Origin of the sequence: Paeniglutamicibacter psychrophenolicus (assembly GCF_017876575.1) — a bacterium.
Lineage (GTDB): Bacteria > Actinomycetota > Actinomycetes > Actinomycetales > Micrococcaceae > Paeniglutamicibacter > Paeniglutamicibacter psychrophenolicus.
In genome coordinates this window covers 1278426-1293187 of sequence record NZ_JAGIOE010000001.1, presented here as the reverse complement: position 1 = coordinate 1293187, position 14762 = coordinate 1278426, and the positions used below count along the sequence as shown (strand labels likewise).

The 14762-nt window shown below is 65.9% G+C and carries 15 protein-coding genes; 4 read left to right on the top strand and 11 right to left on the bottom strand.

Features of this window, described 5'->3' with window-relative positions; translation table 11 throughout:
- Window positions 1-287: 287 nt before the first annotated feature.
- The 4 genes from JOF46_RS05660 (at window position 288) to JOF46_RS05645 (ending at window position 5006) form a co-directional block, all read left to right on the top strand.
- On the top strand, window positions 288-956 hold the full coding sequence (locus tag JOF46_RS05660; protein ID WP_209906423.1) for a response regulator transcription factor: 669 nt from the start codon (window positions 288-290) through the stop codon (window positions 954-956).
- The gene (locus tag JOF46_RS05655; protein ID WP_209906422.1) at window positions 953-2386 is read left to right on the top strand and encodes a sensor histidine kinase; all 1434 of its coding nucleotides are present in this window, start codon (window positions 953-955) and stop codon (window positions 2384-2386) included. The genes JOF46_RS05660 and JOF46_RS05655 overlap by 4 nt, the downstream gene beginning before the upstream one ends.
- Window positions 2383-3396, top strand: coding sequence for a TAXI family TRAP transporter solute-binding subunit (locus JOF46_RS05650; protein ID WP_209906421.1), 1014 nt, complete (start codon window positions 2383-2385; stop codon window positions 3394-3396). Before JOF46_RS05655 ends, JOF46_RS05650 begins: the two co-directional genes overlap by 4 nt.
- An 83-nt stretch (window positions 3397-3479) precedes the next feature.
- On the top strand, window positions 3480-5006 hold the full coding sequence (locus JOF46_RS05645; protein WP_245348022.1) for a Fic family protein: 1527 nt from the start codon (window positions 3480-3482) through the stop codon (window positions 5004-5006).
- Window positions 5007-5150: 144 nt separating this feature from the next.
- On the opposite strand, the gene JOF46_RS05640 is transcribed toward JOF46_RS05645, so the two are convergent.
- From JOF46_RS05640 to JOF46_RS05590, 11 genes are all read right to left on the bottom strand, one after another.
- Window positions 5151-5531, bottom strand: coding sequence for a DUF1304 family protein (locus JOF46_RS05640; protein WP_209906420.1), 381 nt, complete (start codon window positions 5529-5531; stop codon window positions 5151-5153).
- A gap of 62 nt (window positions 5532-5593) precedes the next feature.
- Window positions 5594-5761: a hypothetical protein gene (locus JOF46_RS05635; RefSeq protein WP_209906419.1), complete on the bottom strand. Its 168-nt coding sequence runs from the start codon at window positions 5759-5761 to the stop codon at window positions 5594-5596.
- Window positions 5762-5848: 87 nt separating this feature from the next.
- A complete protein-coding gene (locus JOF46_RS05630; protein WP_209906418.1) occupies window positions 5849-6418 on the bottom strand; it encodes an OmpA family protein in 570 nt (189 codons plus the stop codon).
- Window positions 6415-7002 carry a hypothetical protein gene (locus tag JOF46_RS05625; RefSeq protein ID WP_209906417.1) on the bottom strand — a complete coding sequence of 196 codons (588 nt, stop codon included), beginning with the start codon at window positions 7000-7002 and terminating at the stop codon, window positions 6415-6417. The genes JOF46_RS05630 and JOF46_RS05625 overlap by 4 nt, the downstream gene beginning before the upstream one ends.
- A gap of 137 nt (window positions 7003-7139) precedes the next feature.
- Window positions 7140-8099 (bottom strand): HNH endonuclease family protein, encoded by a 960-nt coding sequence (locus JOF46_RS05620; protein WP_342592375.1) that lies wholly within the window; start codon window positions 8097-8099, stop codon window positions 7140-7142.
- A complete protein-coding gene (locus tag JOF46_RS22145) occupies window positions 8092-9027 on the bottom strand; it encodes an excalibur calcium-binding domain-containing protein (RefSeq protein WP_342592374.1) in 936 nt (311 codons plus the stop codon). Before JOF46_RS22145 ends, JOF46_RS05620 begins: the two co-directional genes overlap by 8 nt.
- 246 nt (window positions 9028-9273) lie before the next feature.
- Window positions 9274-10473, bottom strand: a complete 1200-nt coding sequence (locus JOF46_RS05610) for a hypothetical protein (protein ID WP_209906416.1) — start codon at window positions 10471-10473, stop codon at window positions 9274-9276.
- Window positions 10474-10618: 145 nt separating this feature from the next.
- Window positions 10619-11566: a hypothetical protein gene (locus JOF46_RS05605; protein ID WP_209906415.1), complete on the bottom strand. Its 948-nt coding sequence runs from the start codon at window positions 11564-11566 to the stop codon at window positions 10619-10621.
- A 38-nt stretch (window positions 11567-11604) separates the two neighbouring features.
- Window positions 11605-12420 carry an ABC transporter permease gene (locus JOF46_RS05600; protein WP_281070092.1) on the bottom strand — a complete coding sequence of 272 codons (816 nt, stop codon included), beginning with the start codon at window positions 12418-12420 and terminating at the stop codon, window positions 11605-11607.
- Window positions 12410-13381, bottom strand: coding sequence for an ABC transporter ATP-binding protein (locus JOF46_RS05595; protein ID WP_209906414.1), 972 nt, complete (start codon window positions 13379-13381; stop codon window positions 12410-12412). Before JOF46_RS05595 ends, JOF46_RS05600 begins: the two co-directional genes overlap by 11 nt.
- On the bottom strand, window positions 13378-14610 hold the full coding sequence (locus JOF46_RS05590) for a LolA family protein (RefSeq protein ID WP_209906413.1): 1233 nt from the start codon (window positions 14608-14610) through the stop codon (window positions 13378-13380). The genes JOF46_RS05595 and JOF46_RS05590 overlap by 4 nt, the downstream gene beginning before the upstream one ends.
- Window positions 14611-14762: the final 152 nt, after the last annotated feature.

Below are 14762 nucleotides of genomic sequence, written 5' to 3'. Positions count from 1 at the left end.
GCCCATGGGTGTTCCTCCTCTTGCGTTGGCGGCCCCCACACAATGCTTCGAGGGCCTCAACCAAGGTAGTCCCGCCACCGGCGGCAGCCAACGCGACAGCCAATTCCTAACGCTTCCTTAGGACTCCCCCGCGGGTCCCGGGACGGCCGGCGGCGGCCGGGAAGCCGATGAGTGCACGGCGTGAACCGCGAGGAAATGGTAATCTCCAAGACGGACACGCCACGCACAAGACGGCAGTGGACAACAACTTTTTTACGACACAATCCACAAAGCTAAGGAACCTGTCCATGGACGTACTCATCGTTGAGGATGACGACTCCATGGCCGCGGCACTCACCGCGGCGGTGTCCTCCACCGGGCACGGTGCCGTGCGCGTGGCCCGCGGAACCGACGCGTTGCTGCGGCACCGGGACTTCGACGTGATCCTGCTGGATCTGGGGCTGCCGGACATGGACGGGCTCGAGGTGCTGCGCAAGCTGCGCCAGGTCACCGACGTCCCCATCCTGATCCTCACCGCCCGCGACGATGAACGCTCCGTGGTCCTCGGGCTGCGCTCGGGCGCCGACGACTACCTGATCAAGCCGGTCAAGCTCGTGGAACTGCTCGCCCGCATCGAGGCCGTCACCCGGCGCGCGATGCCCGCTTCCGGGCGAAGGGACTCCCTGATCCGCCTCGGGGAACTGGCACTGGATACGGACCGGCGCGTGGTCCAGGTCAATGGCGCGGAACTCGCCCTGACGCCTACCGAGTTCGACCTGCTGGCCCTGCTGGCGAAGAACGCCGGGTCTGTGGTGACCCGCGAACAGATCCTGGACACGCTGTGGGGAGACGCGTTCCTGGCCTCCTCGCGCTCGCTGGATGTGCACCTGACCGGGCTGCGCTCCAAGCTGGCGCTGCCCGGCTTCATCGTCAACGTCCGCGGCGTCGGGTACCGGATCGAAGCCGACCCGCGGTGAAGCTTCGTGTCCTGGGCGTGCTCAGCGTGCTGGCGCTGCTGCTGGTGCTGATCGTCTCCAACGTGATCCTCTCCTCCGCGGGCCGCGAACTGACCTCCGCGTTGCAGATCAACCGTGCCGCCTCGCTGAACCGGATCGCCCAGGTCGCCTTCGATGCGGCGACCGATTCCGACACCACGGTGCTGCAGCGGGACATGGACACCTACTCCGGGCTCTACGACGAGGGACTGGTGGTGCGCCTGCAATCGGGCACGCTGGTCTCCGGCGGACTGGACCCCGAACGGCCCGATGTGCGCGACGCGCTGGGCCGGGCCTCGCTGAACCTCTCCGACACCGCGCTGGACCCCGTCACTCCCTTTGGCTCCGGCACCGAGGTGATCTCCCGGTCCTTCGGGTCCGCCAGCCAGGTGCTGGGCGAGGCGGTGATGGAGGTGAACCTCGACGCGGCGCGGGCCAAGCTGCGCGCCCGCTGGCTGGCCACCGGCGTTGCCGCCATCGCACTGGCCACGTTGCTGTTGCTGCTCGCCGGACGGGTCACCGGCTGGGTGCTGCGCCCGGTGCAGCGCCTGGGCGCGGCGGTTCGCGAGCTCAAGGACACCGGGCGGACCTCCCGGCTCCCGGAGGCCGGGCCGCCGGAACTTCGCGAGCTTTCCCGTTCCTTCACCGCAATGGCCGCAACGCTCGGGGAGGTCATCGAGTCCCAGCGCCAGCTCATCGCCGACACCTCCCACCACCTGCGCAACCCCGTCGGGGCGCTGCGCCTGCGCGTGGACTTGTTGCTGCTCAAGCTCAAGAACAAGGACGAGCGGGAAGCCGGGGCCGGGGTGCTGGCCGAGCTCGAACGCGTCGAGGAGATCCTGGACTCGGTGCTGCGCCTCGCGGTGGCCGAGCACCGCGTGATCGAGGATTCGGCCGGCACGGCGCCCGGCGAACTGGAGACCCTGGTCCCCTCCGGGGTCAACGCCCTCGTGGTCCTGGCCGAGGAGGTCGACCGCGCCCGCCCCGCCGCAGGCAAGGCCGGCAACACCATCACCCTGGCCCCGGAACAGGACCCGGGCATCGAGATCGACTGCAACCGCATCGAGCTGGCCCAGATGCTCGGCGAACTGCTGAACAACGCCATCAAGTACGCCCCGGGCACCGAGATCACCGCCGAGGTGCTCCAGGTGGGCTCGCGGATCATCCTCGAGATCGCCGACGCCGGACCGGGGCTGGCCCCGGCGCAGCTGGCCGCGGCCACCACCCGCTTCTGGCGCGCCCCGGAGCACGCCTCTATCCGCGGCACCGGGATGGGCATGACCATCGTGGACAAGCTCGCGACAGCCAACGGCGGCCACCTGGTCCTGGGCAGCAACAAGCCGCACGGGCTGCGCGCCCGGATCGTGTTCGATGCCGTTGTCCCCGGCCCGGAACGGGAGGACAGCCGATGAGCACCAATCCGCGCTTCCACGCCCCGCTGTCGCGGCGCACGCTGCTGCGCGCCGTGTTGGCCACCGCGGCCGCAGGCGTCCTGGCCCCGGCGCTGGCCTCCTGCACCACCGGTTCGCACGCGGGCCCCATCGTGGTGGCCGGCGGGGAACCCGGCGGCTTCTACCTGGAATTCGCCACGCTGCTGGCCGACTCCCTGCAACGGCACCGGGTCTCCGAGTCCGCCACCGTGCTGTCCACCGGCGGCAGCCTCGACAACGTGCGCACGCTGCTGCGCGGCGAGGCGACCCTCGCGGTGGCCCTCGCCGATGCCGCGTCGTTGGAGGGCGGGCCGCAAAGCCAGACCCCGGGGCGCATCGCCGCGCTGGGCAAGGTGTATGAGAACTACGTCCACGCGGTGGTGCGCAAGGACAGCGGCATCTCCTCCCTGGCCGACCTGGCCGGGCGCACCGTGGCCGTGGGCCGGCCGGGCTCGGGCACCTCGCTGATCACCCCGCGGCTCTTCGAGGTCGCCGGGCTCGTCTCGGCCCCGGCCTCAAGCACCAAGCCCTCCGACGCCACCACGGTGCGCAGCCTGGGACTCAACGACGGAATCGCCGCGCTGTCCGCCGGCACGGTCGATGCGCTGTTCTGGTCCGGCGGGGTGCCCACCGCGGCCATCGCGAAGGCGCACGCCGAAACCGGCTTCGCGCTGCTGGATCTCTCCGCGCTGCTGCCGGGGCTTCGCCAAAGGTACGGAGCCTTCTACGACAAGGTGCTGGTCCCGGCCGGAAGCTACGCGGGCATGGAGGCGGTGTGGACCGTCGGGGTCGCCAACCTGCTGCTGTGCCGCGCGGACCTGGATGCCGACACCGCCAAGGCCACTGTCAACCTGCTGGTGGGCCATGCCGACGAGCTGATCCCGCGCTCCAGCGTCGGGGTGCAGTTCCTCAGCGCCGATTCGCTGATCAACACCGCGGACATCCCGCTGCACCCGGCGGCCGCGGAGGCGTACAGGGCACTGCACGGGTAGCCTTCCTGCGGCGGCAATGCCTTGGGTCGGCCACCAGCGGGCCGCGGCCGCCGACGCCCATACGGGTTCGAAGCGGACCGTCCATGCCTGTCGCCGACGGGTGCCTGGTGCGCGCCACCGTCTCGTCCGACCTCGGCACCAAGGGCACCGGGCTGATCGAGTCTAGGGGCGACTCGACGAGGGGCGAAGACCATGAAGATTCGACTTCAGACCCGGGAAGTACCGTGGGGGTGGGTTACAGCCATTTTCTCAGAAATGGACAATCATGGGATTTCAACGAAGCTGTATCACCAGACACTGCTTATCTTGGTGATACAGGAGAAATTCATTCCCAAGGAGGCTTGATGGATCAGCCACGCAAAGCCGAAGGGCCGGCCATCGGTGGAAAATTCCCCCGTGGCCTCCGACCGGAGCCGGGAGCTTCCGTACCTGGCGGCGCATGGCCAAGCATTGGCTACGAGGAGGTCGCCTGGACGGCCGAGCCAGATGTCAGCCAATCTCGTCGGCAAAGGCTCCGCGCGCGCGGCCCCTATCTGGCCGCCGTTGTTCCGCCGATCGCGGATGCAATTCCGCTGGTGGAAGGCCACGTATCCGCACTGGCCGAAGTAGCTACGATCGACATGGTTCGCTTCGATCGCGACCTGGGCGACGACGCAGCCCCCTTTGCCGCACTCTTGCTCCGCAGCGAGTCGGCGGCCAGCTCGGAGATCGAGAACCTCACGGCCGGAGCCAAGCGTATTGCCCTGGCGCAACTGGGTGACTGCTCCAGCGCCATCGCTTCGCTGATCGCATCCAACGTCGCCGCGATGAGAGCAGCCATCGACCTGTCCGATGAAATCAATCTCCCCAACATCCTGGCCATGCACCAAACGCTTTTACAAGCGTCCCATCCGAGCATTGCCGGGAAGTTGCGAGCCGACGCGGTGTGGATTGGTGGAAGCTCTCCGCACTCCGCACTCTTTGTTCCTCCCCGCCACGAAGCAGTTGAAAAGGCCATGGACGATCTGGTCGCTTTCATGCACCGGGACAATATCCCCGCACTGCTGCAGGCTTCCATTGCCCACGCCCAGTTCGAGACGATCCACCCGTTCCCTGACGGAAACGGAAGAACGGGCCGCGCATTGGTTGGTGCGCTGCTCCGAAACAAAGGCGTAACCGAAAAGGTGACCATCCCGGTGTCATCCGGCTTGCTGGCCAACACCACGTCCTATTTTGATGCATTGGGGTCCTACCGGAATGGCGATCCCGGTCCAATCACGGAGATGTTCGCCGAATCGACGTTCGCTGCCACCGACAACGGGCGCAAGCTTGCCGAAGACATCCAAGACGCCCGGGCCGGAATCTACGCCGCCTTGCCGCACAATCCCAGCGAAAGCTTGCAACGGACCATAGATCTCATGGTTCGCGAGCCGGCCCTCACCGCCCGCATGTTGTCCGAACTTACGGGCCAGTCGCCCAGCTCCGCCTACCGCAATTTAGAGGTGCTGGAATCGATCGGAGCACTTCGTCCGAGCCGCCACATCAAGGGCCACAAGGTATGGGTAGCCCCCGAAATGATCGCTGCCTTGGACGGATTCGCGGCGAGGGCCGGGAAACGCTTACGCGCCTGAGGACTGATCTGGGGAATCATTCGAGTCTGGCCCCGACGCCACGGCCGTGGCGCAACCTGCATCACGAAGAGTCATCGCCAAGGCAAAGCAAGCTCACCCCCACTTCAAGTAGGGCCGCGGACCAATTGTGCTTGGCCGGACTGATCAGTTGAGCAGTACCGCGGCGAGAATCACGGCCAGCGGCAAGAGCGCCTGGCCCACGGCCCCGCGCCACAGCTTGGCCTCGGTCATCACCAGCACCACCCCGAGCACCACCTGCATTGCGCAGATGGTCAGCACCACGGCAAGGCCGCTGTCGGCCGAAGCAGTGGCGGCCAGGACCAGTCCCACCGCGATCGCCAGCCCGCTGCAGATGTTGTACCAGCCGACATTCACCGTCCACAACCGCACGGCACGGTGGTCCTCGGGCCGGATCAGGAAGATCGGGTACAGCTGGGGCTTGCGGAAGAAAAACGCCTCGAGCGTGCCGATGCCCAGCAGGAGGATTCCCTCCAGGATTGCCAGGATCAGGGCCGCGGCGTTCATGGGCAAATTGTACTTCCGGCCCCTCGCAAAGTCACCGGACGGACCGGGAATTCGAGCGCTTTCTAGGGCCGGGACGGGTCCGGGGTCGCACTCGCGTCCGAACCGTCCTCCACCGGCTCGTTCCCGCCTTCCTTCGCTTCCTTGACGCGCTGGTCCTTGGGCACTTCGCCGTGCGGCGGGCGGTCATAGAACTTCTTGTAGCGTTCATCCTCATGATGGTTGTTGCCCATGGTGCGCCTCCGGTGACACGGTTCGGATATCTCCACCGTGGCACCGGTCCGCGTCGTTGGCAACAGCTTTCGGGCAGGGTCCCGGGATCAGTTTGCGAAGATGATTTCCACGCGGCGGTTGGCAGCGAAGCTCGAAGGGTCGTCGGCGTCCTCGCGCACAGCGGGTTCGGTGGCGGCCAGCCCCTTGACCTTCAGCTCCAGGTCCGGGCGCACCTTCTTCAGGACGGCGGCAACCGCCTTGGCCCGGTCGGTGGACAGGACCTTGTTGTCGATGGTGCCCTTGACCGAGTCGGTGTGCCCGTTGACCTTCACGCTTGCGCCCCGGGGCACCTTGGCCACCAGCGCTTCCACCTTGGCCGAAACGCTGTCCGGCAGCGTGGAGCTGTCCGGGGTGAACAGGATGTCGGTGGACAAGCTGATGGTCGTCTCCTTGCCCTTGGTCTTCACCTCGTCGACGTCCTTCACGGAGCCGGACAGGTCCCAGATCCGGACGCTGCCGGCTGGATCCCATGCCCTGACGGACTTGTCCAGCATCTCGCCCGTGGGCTCGGGCAGGTCTTGCGGGCCTGTGCCTGCGGCCTGGGCAGGCACCAGCTGCAGCCCGAGCACCGCGGCAAGCAGCGCGACCGCCGCGATACGTCGAGGGGTGGCGGTCATCGGGTCACCGGGACATCGGTGAACTCAGCCAACGCATCTGCCACACGCACGTCAAAGGTCTCGTTGTTGTCCTGGGGAGCCGCATAGACGCCCCACCAGATAACGGGCTCGTGGTTGGTGGTCTTGGTATACACCGAATCCGCCGACCAGTTCAGGCCGGGGGCGGAAATCAGCGAGTATTCCTTGAGGTTGTCCCGGTCGACCAGCTTGGGCCGGGGCGAGGTCTCCCCAAACATCTTGAAGACCGAGATGTCGGAGGAGTCGCTGACCGAGGTGAAATCAGGTGTCAGCACCAATTGAAGGACCATGGTTTTTTCGTCCACGACCAGGGACTGCAGGCCAACGGTGACCTTGTCCTTGGTCCCGGGAACCGTGTATTCCTGGGTGGCAATGACGGTCCCGGTGTCCACCTGGACCACGCGTGCCGGTGACGCGTCGGCGGGAGCCTGGGTGCCGGCAGCCGACGTGGCGGTTCCGTCCGTGGCAGGGGCCGACGGGGTCTGCCCATCCGTCGGTGAGCTGCATCCCGTCAACAGGGAGATGGCCAGGAGGCCCGCGGCAAACAGTGAATGGACCGGTTTCATCAGTACTCCAGGTGGTTGACGGACGTGATTTCCCCTGTCAACACCCGGACAGGGGAAATGGTCCTTCCATCGTCTCGCATAGCCTTGCACGACATCATTTGTGACAAGCCGGATCCGAGCTCTTGCTGGAGGGCCCGCTAACCCGCGGGGATCGCCTGGTTTGGGCATTGCGAGGTGAGGATCCGCTTGATCCCTTCCTGCTCGGACTTGGTCATCCATAATCCGTGTTTGGCCTTGACCGCCGTCTGACGTGCCACGTAGGGACAACGGAACGACTTGTTCGGCGGCAACCACGTGGCCGCATCCGAATCGCCCTTGGAGGCATTTGACGGACCATCAACCGCCAAGAGGTTCAGCGGATCGTTGGCAAAGGCCACCCGCTGCTCTTCGGTCATCTTTTGCGCACCCTTTTGCCAGGCATCGGACAGCGCCACGACGTGGTCGATTTGGACCTCGGTGCTGGTCCCCTGGCCGCGCACGAAATCGATGCGCTTTCCGGTGAACGGGTCTGCGAGCACTCCGCTGGTGATGACGCAACCGTTGGTTCCCGGCTTCGCCTCGATCCTTGTCAGGTCACGACGCAGCATGTCGTTGCGTGCATCGCAACCGTTGCGGTCAGGATCCTTCCAACCGCTGCCGAACAAGCTTCGCTCGTAACCGGTCTTCGGTGCCCGACCCTTGACCTGGATGCCCGCAAGTTGGTGCAGCGTCGTGCCGGCCTTGGCTTGGCTGGAGTTTTCGTTGTCGGGAGATGAGCGCGGCGCCGCAGAAGTTGGTGCAGATTCCTGCGACGGCTCGGCCGGTACCTGGGTCTCTTCGGCTGACGGTTCGGGCTCGGGCACGGCAACGCTTGTTGTTGCCTCCGGTACCGGTGCCTCCGACCAAACAACCAAGGGTTCCGCAGTTGGAGCCTCCGACCAGATGACCGGCGCAGCAACAGCTGTGGCATCGATGCCAGTTCCCGTGCAAGATACCAACACCAAGCCGAGAGCCAGAGCCATCCCCGAAAGAAGGACGGCAGATCCGGTCCTGATGCTGGGTTTCGGGTTCCTCCTCGTCGTGGAACCATCCGGTGTCAAAGCTTCGTTGTTACTCACACGCGACGCCGTCGCCGTCGCGATCCAGTTTGCGGCTGTATCCCGGTTCACCCCTAAAGATCGGGGCAGCTCCGGCGTTCCTCACCGCGGTGCAGTTCTTGTAATAGGTGTTGGAGGGACTCTTCCGAACCTCAGCTTCGGCATTCTTCTTACGGGCCTTTTCTGCGGCCAGGGCGGCCTTGGCGTCGGCCGCATTCTGGGCCTTTGCGGCTGCCGCCGCTTTCGCCTTCTTAGCGTCGGCGGCTTCCTTGGTCTTCGTCGCTGCCGCCGCTTTCGCCTTCCTAGTCTCGGCGGCTTCCTTGGCCTTGGCCGCTGCCGCCGTTTTCGCCTTCTCGGCGTCGGCTGCCTCCTTGGCCTTGGCCGTTTCCGCAGCTTCCGCTGTCTTGGCCTGCTCGGCTTCCTTCGCCTTGGCCGCCGCTGCCTCCTCCAATTTCTTCTTGGTTTCGGCTTCGCGGGCTACCGCCAGGTCGGCTTCGGCACGATCATGGGTCTCTTGGTCGACCCAGATAAGGGCGCCGATTGAATCCTCGTCGCAATAATTGTTGTCATCGCCCTGGGTCATGACCTGGTAGTCGAATTCGCAGGACTTGCCGATGAAGCTCGCGAGGTCCGCCTGGAGTGTCTCGGCTACCGCAGATTCCTCGAGTAATTCCTCCGGGCCGGCAGTCCCCTCGGTGCCGCTCAATGCACCGCCTGCAATCGTGAGGACCAGCGCCGCACCGGCGACCCCGGCCCCGAACTTTCGATTCGGGATCCTTGCCCATTTGATGCCGTTGGCCAGCAATGCCACAATGCCAAGGATCAGGGCAATGATTCCGGCAAACATCATCAACCCCGGTAGCGCCCCGGCGATGCCAAACAGGATCAGGACTGCAACGGCAATCCCCAACCAAATCCAACGCACGTTCTTCCGCCGTTTCAACGGCACCGATTCATTACTCCAGCTCACGATTTCCCCAAAGCTTCAACTATTCCAACCAATAGCCAAACCATAGCCACTATTGCGCGGGTGGTCACTTCTTACTTCGGGTTGCTGGCCTCCGATTCACCGAAACATCGGGTGACAGCAATGAATGCGATAGGCGCGCACCGATTGTGACCCCTTGCGGTGATACGCGAAGGCCGGAACGCGCAAGATGCGCTCCCCGGCCTTCTGTTGAGTTGCCCGGCGTCGTCAGCGGACCACGCGCTCGAATCCGGCACTGCCGGCACCGGTCCACCGATACAGCTCCAGGGTTGCAGCTTCCTGCTTGTGCCCGCTGGAATAGTCGTCGAAGTCCCGCGCGACGTAGAAGTAGCCGTGGCCGACCGGCTCGATGCCGACATCCGACTTGAACTCCCAGCCAAAGATGCCGGTGGACTCATCGGGAATCCCGGTCTGGACCAACGACAGCAGAAGCCCGCTTTCATTCCCCGGCTGCCCGTTGAGCGCCCCCTCGGTCGGGGTTGCGGTGCCGTCCACGACGTACAGGGTGCGGTTTGGGTAGCCGGGCTTGGAACCGCGGTAGACACCGAGATACCAGTTCTTGCTGGCCTCGTCGTAGGCGAGGTTCTGGACACCGAAGTTGGTGTTTCCGGTGTGCACGAAAAACTTTCCATCCACCTCGGCCGGTCCCGAGGAGTGCGGATCCTGCTGGGTCAGCGGTCGTTCGAACTTGCCCCAGCGGGAAACGTCGTACTGCAGAATGACCTGGTGGTTGTTGTCCTCGCGCTGGTTGTTCCGGTAGATCCCGTAGGCGACCATCAATTGCTGCTTGCCGTTGGCGGCACCGAAGGCCGGCCCGAAGGAAACCCCGTCGATGCCGCTGGATCCGTAGCGGTGGTCGGCGGTGTTGGCGGTGTCTCCATCAAAGATCCCGTTGCCGTCCAGGTCCGCCGTGAAGTCCTCGACGACTTCCTCCAGATAGACGGCCGTGACGATGCCCGAATCCTCCGCATCCATGCCGATCTCGGTGATCTTCTCGACGTCGAAGATTGCCATGTAGAAGGACTCGGCGGCCTTGTACTCGAGCGAACCGTAGACGCGGCCGTCCTGGGTGTTGAAGTCCAGGTCGCCCAGGTGGCCGGTGAAGCCCTCGACGGTTCCCACGATGTTGCCATCCAGATCGGTCTTCACAAGCATGTTGGTGAACGAGTGGTAGACGAAGCCGCCCTTTTCATCGATGGCGATGCCCTGGATGTGCCCGGCGTCCCAGGAGCCGGAATCGATGGTCGTCGGGTACCGGTCGATGGCTTTTTCCGGTGCCGCGTGCACGGGCGGTCCTTGTCGATCGGGGGTGCCGGTGGCCTGTGCCGTGCTCGGGACAACGAGCCCGGCGAGCAGGCCAAGGGCAAGGCAGAGTGCGGCGGTGGTGGGCATGGGCTTTTTAGGCATGTCGTGGATGTCCTTCGGTTCGTTGAGCAGGCGTGGCCAGGGCGCCCCAACACCCACGTGGTCTCCACGTTGTCGCACCAGACCCAACGCTTCCCCAGCGTGACGTTAACCGGTGGCAAACTTCAAGCGTCCGTCCCGAACTGGTTCAGCCCACGTCCTGGGATTGCGTTTCCACCCCGGACCAGCGCAGCACCCGCAACGCGCGCAGGGTGTTCCAGCGGCTCGGTTCGCTTTCGGGCGCATCGACATCCAGGTAGACATCCCCGGGCCAGGTGACCCCGGCCGCCCAACGCCCGTCCGCACCGCGCCGGGAGGCCAGCGACTCAATGGCGGGTTCAAGCCGCGCGTCGAAGGTTCCGCCCGCATCCCGGAAATAGTCCAGGGCGCGCAGCACGTCGTAGAACCAGTACGGCGGGAAGGAGAAGTTCAAGTAGCGCCCGTTGGCCACCTCCCCGGTGCTCAGCCGCTTGAAACCCGAGCGCTTCAGCAGGTACTCCTCGCCGCGGGTCCTGGCCTCGGCGAGCGCGGCCGGAACCTCGCCCACCGCGCGTTCGTGTTCGAGCAGTCCTTCCAGCACGCACAGCGTGGTGTCGAATGACGACACTTTCGATTTGTCCGGTGCCTCGCAGTTCCACCCGCCGTCGGGGAGCTGTTCGGCGAGCAGCCGGGCGGTGATGCGCTCGGAGCCCTCGCCGGTTTTCCCGAAGTAGGCTCCCTGGGAGAGCACGCCGCCGTTGATGCAGGGTTCTTCCTCGCCGTGGAAGAAGGGCAGGTTGTCCCAGTACTTCCAGATGACCGATTCATGCACCCTCTCCACCGCGGTGCGCACGCCGGGGTCTGCGGGGTCGGCACCGAGGCGGCGCAGCAGCGCGAGCGACCAAAACACGGAGCGGCGGTCCTGGTCCTCGCCGTATTCGTCGTTGTTCCAGTAGCCGCGTGCATCCTGCAGTGCCAGCAACTGTGCGCCGTGCCCCTCGAGCGCGACGCGGGCCCGTTCCCGGGCCACTTCCGGCTCGGGCCTGTCCAACAGGTCGCGCATGACCTGCCAGCGGAGCGAGGGATCGGAGTCGAGCAGCCAGGTCGCGATGTCCATTCCCCCATTCTTGCGTGCCGGTGGCGCGGGCACCAGTGTCAGGAGAGCACGTCCTTGCTGGCGAACCTGCCGTAGGCCAGGGCCCCGAAGACCAGCAGGTATCCGCCCTGCAGCAGTGCGTTCTGCCCGAATTCGGTCCAGCGGATCGGATCGCGCAACAGGTCGGCGAAGCCGAGCCAATGGTGGGTGAACAACCATGGATGCAGCCAGTCAAGCTGCGGCAGCTGGCCCAGGATCTGCGCGGCCACGGCGAGCACCGCGATGGCTGCCATGGCGCCGACCGGCACGTCGGTCAGCGTGGAGATGAACAGGCCCACGGCTGCAAGGCCGATCAACGACACCGCCACATACAGCGCGATCAACCCCACGCGCAGCAGGGCCGCAGGCGCGGAGATGGTGGTTCCGGAGAGCAGCGTCACCGGCCCCACGGGAAAGAGCAAGGATCCGATGCCCAGCCCGCACAGGGCGACCATGACGGTGGCCGAGAGGCAGAAGAGCGCCGCGACGGTGAACTTGACCAGCAGCAGGCGCGGTCGCGAGACCGGGGCGGTGAGCAGGTAGCGCAGCGTGCCGCTCCCGGCTTCCCCGGCGATGGTGTCCCCGGCAACCACGGCCACGGTCAGCGGCAGGAAGAGCGGGATGCACACCAGCAGCCCGGTGATCGCGACGAACAACCCGTTCCCGGCCACCCGGTCCAGGAATGCAGGCCCGCGCCCGGTGGGCGGTCCCGAGGTCAGGCGAACCGCGACGGCGATGAGCACCGGCACCGCGCCCAGAGCCAGCAGCATCGCCCAGGTGCGGCGGCGCCGGTACAGCAGGATGACTTCGTTGGCCAGCAATCCCCTATTGGACAAGGTCGAATCCCTCCCCGGTCAGCGCCACGAAGCGTTCCTCCAGGCTCGCGGGCTGGACCGTGAATCCGCGCACGCGCACCCCGGCCGCCACGAGCCCCTCGACCAGATGCTCGGGCTCCGTGGCCTCCGGGCCCAGGACCGCTCCCACCATCCCGTCCTCCCCGCCGGGCACCGGCTCGACGTGCGGGTCCAGGCCCAGCCGGGCCAACACCGCCATGGCCACGGACGTGTCCGGCGTCGCCACCTTCACCCCGCGCCTGCCCTGTGCCCGCAACTGCTCCAGGGTTCCCTGGGCCACCAGGTTCCCCACGCTCATCACCGCCACATGGCTGCACATCTGCTCGATCTCGGAGAGCAGGTGGCTGGAGACGAAAACCGTGGTCCCCTCCGTGGCCAGGGCACTGATCAGGTGCCTGACCTCGCGGGTCCCCTGCGGGTCCAGTCCGTTGGTCGGCTCATCGAGCACCAACAGCTCGCGTTCACGCAACAGCGCATTGGCGATCCCCAGGCGCTGCTTCATCCCCAGCGAGTAGGCATGCACCGGAAGCTTCGCGGCCTTGCCCAGCCCGACCTTCTCCAGTGCCGCATCCACGCGGCGGGTCCGGGTGGAGCGGTCGGCGGTGGAATCGGCCGAATCGAGGCGGGTGAGGTTGGCCCGTCCGCTGAGGAAAAGGTGGAAGGCCGGGCCCTCGACCAGGGCACCCACCTTCGGCAGCACCTGGCCGGCGGCCGCGGGCATGGGTTGGGAGAGCAGGGACATGGTTCCGCTGCTGGGGGTTGACAGGCCCAGCAGCATGCGGATGGTGGTGGTCTTCCCGGAGCCGTTGGGTCCCAGGAACCCGAAGACCGAACCACGCGGCACGGCCAAATCCAGGTTGTTGACCGCGCGGCGTTTTCCGAAGCTCTTGCCCAGGCCCGTGGTGTGGATGGCGAGGTCGCCGGTGTCCGGCACCCCGGTCACTGGCCGTTGGCCACGGCCTGCAGCCGAGCCAGCGAGACCGGGCCGAGGACCATGCGTCCGTCCTGGGTGAGCAGGACGTTGAGCAGCGAGGTGTGCAACAACTTTCCGCCCTGAACCGGGGTTGCCAGCTGGTTCAGCATGGCGTTGCCGGACAACTCCTTGGGGACTTCCTTGGCCGGGACCACGACCACGGTGTCCCACCCGGTGCCCTTGATGGAATCCGGGACCTGCATCGCGTTCTTGTGGCCGGGCTTGGCTGCATCGAGTCGGTGGCCCGGTTGCTTGCCCGGCTTGGCCTTGCCGGGTTTGTGGCCCAACTTGTTGCCTGGATTGGCGGCGTCGGGCTTGTGGCCGGGATTGTGCTTAAGCGCCTGCGGCGGGACCTTGTGTTCGTTCACCTTGGCCCCCGCCGGAGGGTTGAACTCAAAGATGTTGGCCGCCGGAGTGCCCGGGGTGAAGGTCGTGAATCCCACGGATACCGCGGGGTTCGTTTGGCCCACGGCGTCCACCACGACCTGCAGCGGCGCCCCGGTGGCCGCATCGACCCCGATGCTCACCTTCGCAACCAGGGAGTCTACGCTGCGCGGGACCAATTCGAGGGTGTAGACATCGCGGTTGGCAATCCTGGTCCCGTCGGCCACGCTCATGTCGGTGCTTGGCCCCATGGCTGCCAGGAGCGTATCTGCCACGGCTCCGGGTGTCGGCGGCATTGTCGAATGCTTCGGCGCAATCATGTGGGGGAACCCGGGAACCACCATGTGGTCGGCGGTGTTGTTTGAGGAGTCGTAATGCCACAGCGAGGAACCGTTGCGGATGAAATTCTGTTCATCCATGCCGTCGAGCACCTGGATCCGTGCCTTGTTGGGTCCGTCGACGTAGACCTGGGCCTCATGTGTGCCGGAGAGTGCCGCGAGCATGTCCATCAGGTTGGCTTCGTCAGGAGCCGTGGTCGAATCGGGCGAGGCGGAAGCCCCGGGGCCCGGGGTCGCCATCGTGCCGTTGCTTCCCAGATCCGGCAGCTGGGGAATCCCGAGGTCCAGGGTTGTGCTCGTGCTTCCGGAGAAGTCGGTGACCTTGGAGCCGGCGATCATCTGCAGGACCTGTTGCGGCGTCTTGGGCTCGAGCTGCACCTGCGCGTCGGCAGAGATCGAGGCTCCGATGGCGAAGGCCGCAATGACCGCGGGCGCCAGCACGGCAGGTATCCATTTCTTGAGCACAGCGGGTTTCATGATTTTCGATCCGATTCAGGCGGCGTGGTATCTCCACGGTACGCCGGAGCCGGGGGCTTGGCGATGGCCCATGGCCTGCCACGACATGCCAACACGCTGTGTCCTTGCCCGGAGGCGGGCGGATCATTTCGTTGCCGGACCCGCCCGCCCGC

Coding starts and splice junctions, on each gene's coding strand:
- JOF46_RS05660 (WP_209906423.1), top strand. CDS start 288: ATGGACGTACTCATCGTTGAGGATGACGACTCCATGGCCGCGGCACTC.
- JOF46_RS05650 (WP_209906421.1), top strand. CDS start 2,383: ATGAGCACCAATCCGCGCTTCCACGCCCCGCTGTCGCGGCGCACGCTG.
- JOF46_RS05645 (WP_245348022.1), top strand. CDS start 3,480: ATGCCTGTCGCCGACGGGTGCCTGGTGCGCGCCACCGTCTCGTCCGAC.
- JOF46_RS05640 (WP_209906420.1), bottom strand. CDS start 5,531: ATGAACGCCGCGGCCCTGATCCTGGCAATCCTGGAGGGAATCCTCCTG.
- JOF46_RS05635 (WP_209906419.1), bottom strand. CDS start 5,761: ATGGGCAACAACCATCATGAGGATGAACGCTACAAGAAGTTCTATGAC.
- JOF46_RS05630 (WP_209906418.1), bottom strand. CDS start 6,418: ATGACCGCCACCCCTCGACGTATCGCGGCGGTCGCGCTGCTTGCCGCG.
- JOF46_RS05625 (WP_209906417.1), bottom strand. CDS start 7,002: ATGAAACCGGTCCATTCACTGTTTGCCGCGGGCCTCCTGGCCATCTCC.
- JOF46_RS05610 (WP_209906416.1), bottom strand. CDS start 10,473: ATGCCTAAAAAGCCCATGCCCACCACCGCCGCACTCTGCCTTGCCCTT.
- JOF46_RS05605 (WP_209906415.1), bottom strand. CDS start 11,566: ATGGACATCGCGACCTGGCTGCTCGACTCCGATCCCTCGCTCCGCTGG.
- JOF46_RS05590 (WP_209906413.1), bottom strand. CDS start 14,610: ATGAAACCCGCTGTGCTCAAGAAATGGATACCTGCCGTGCTGGCGCCC.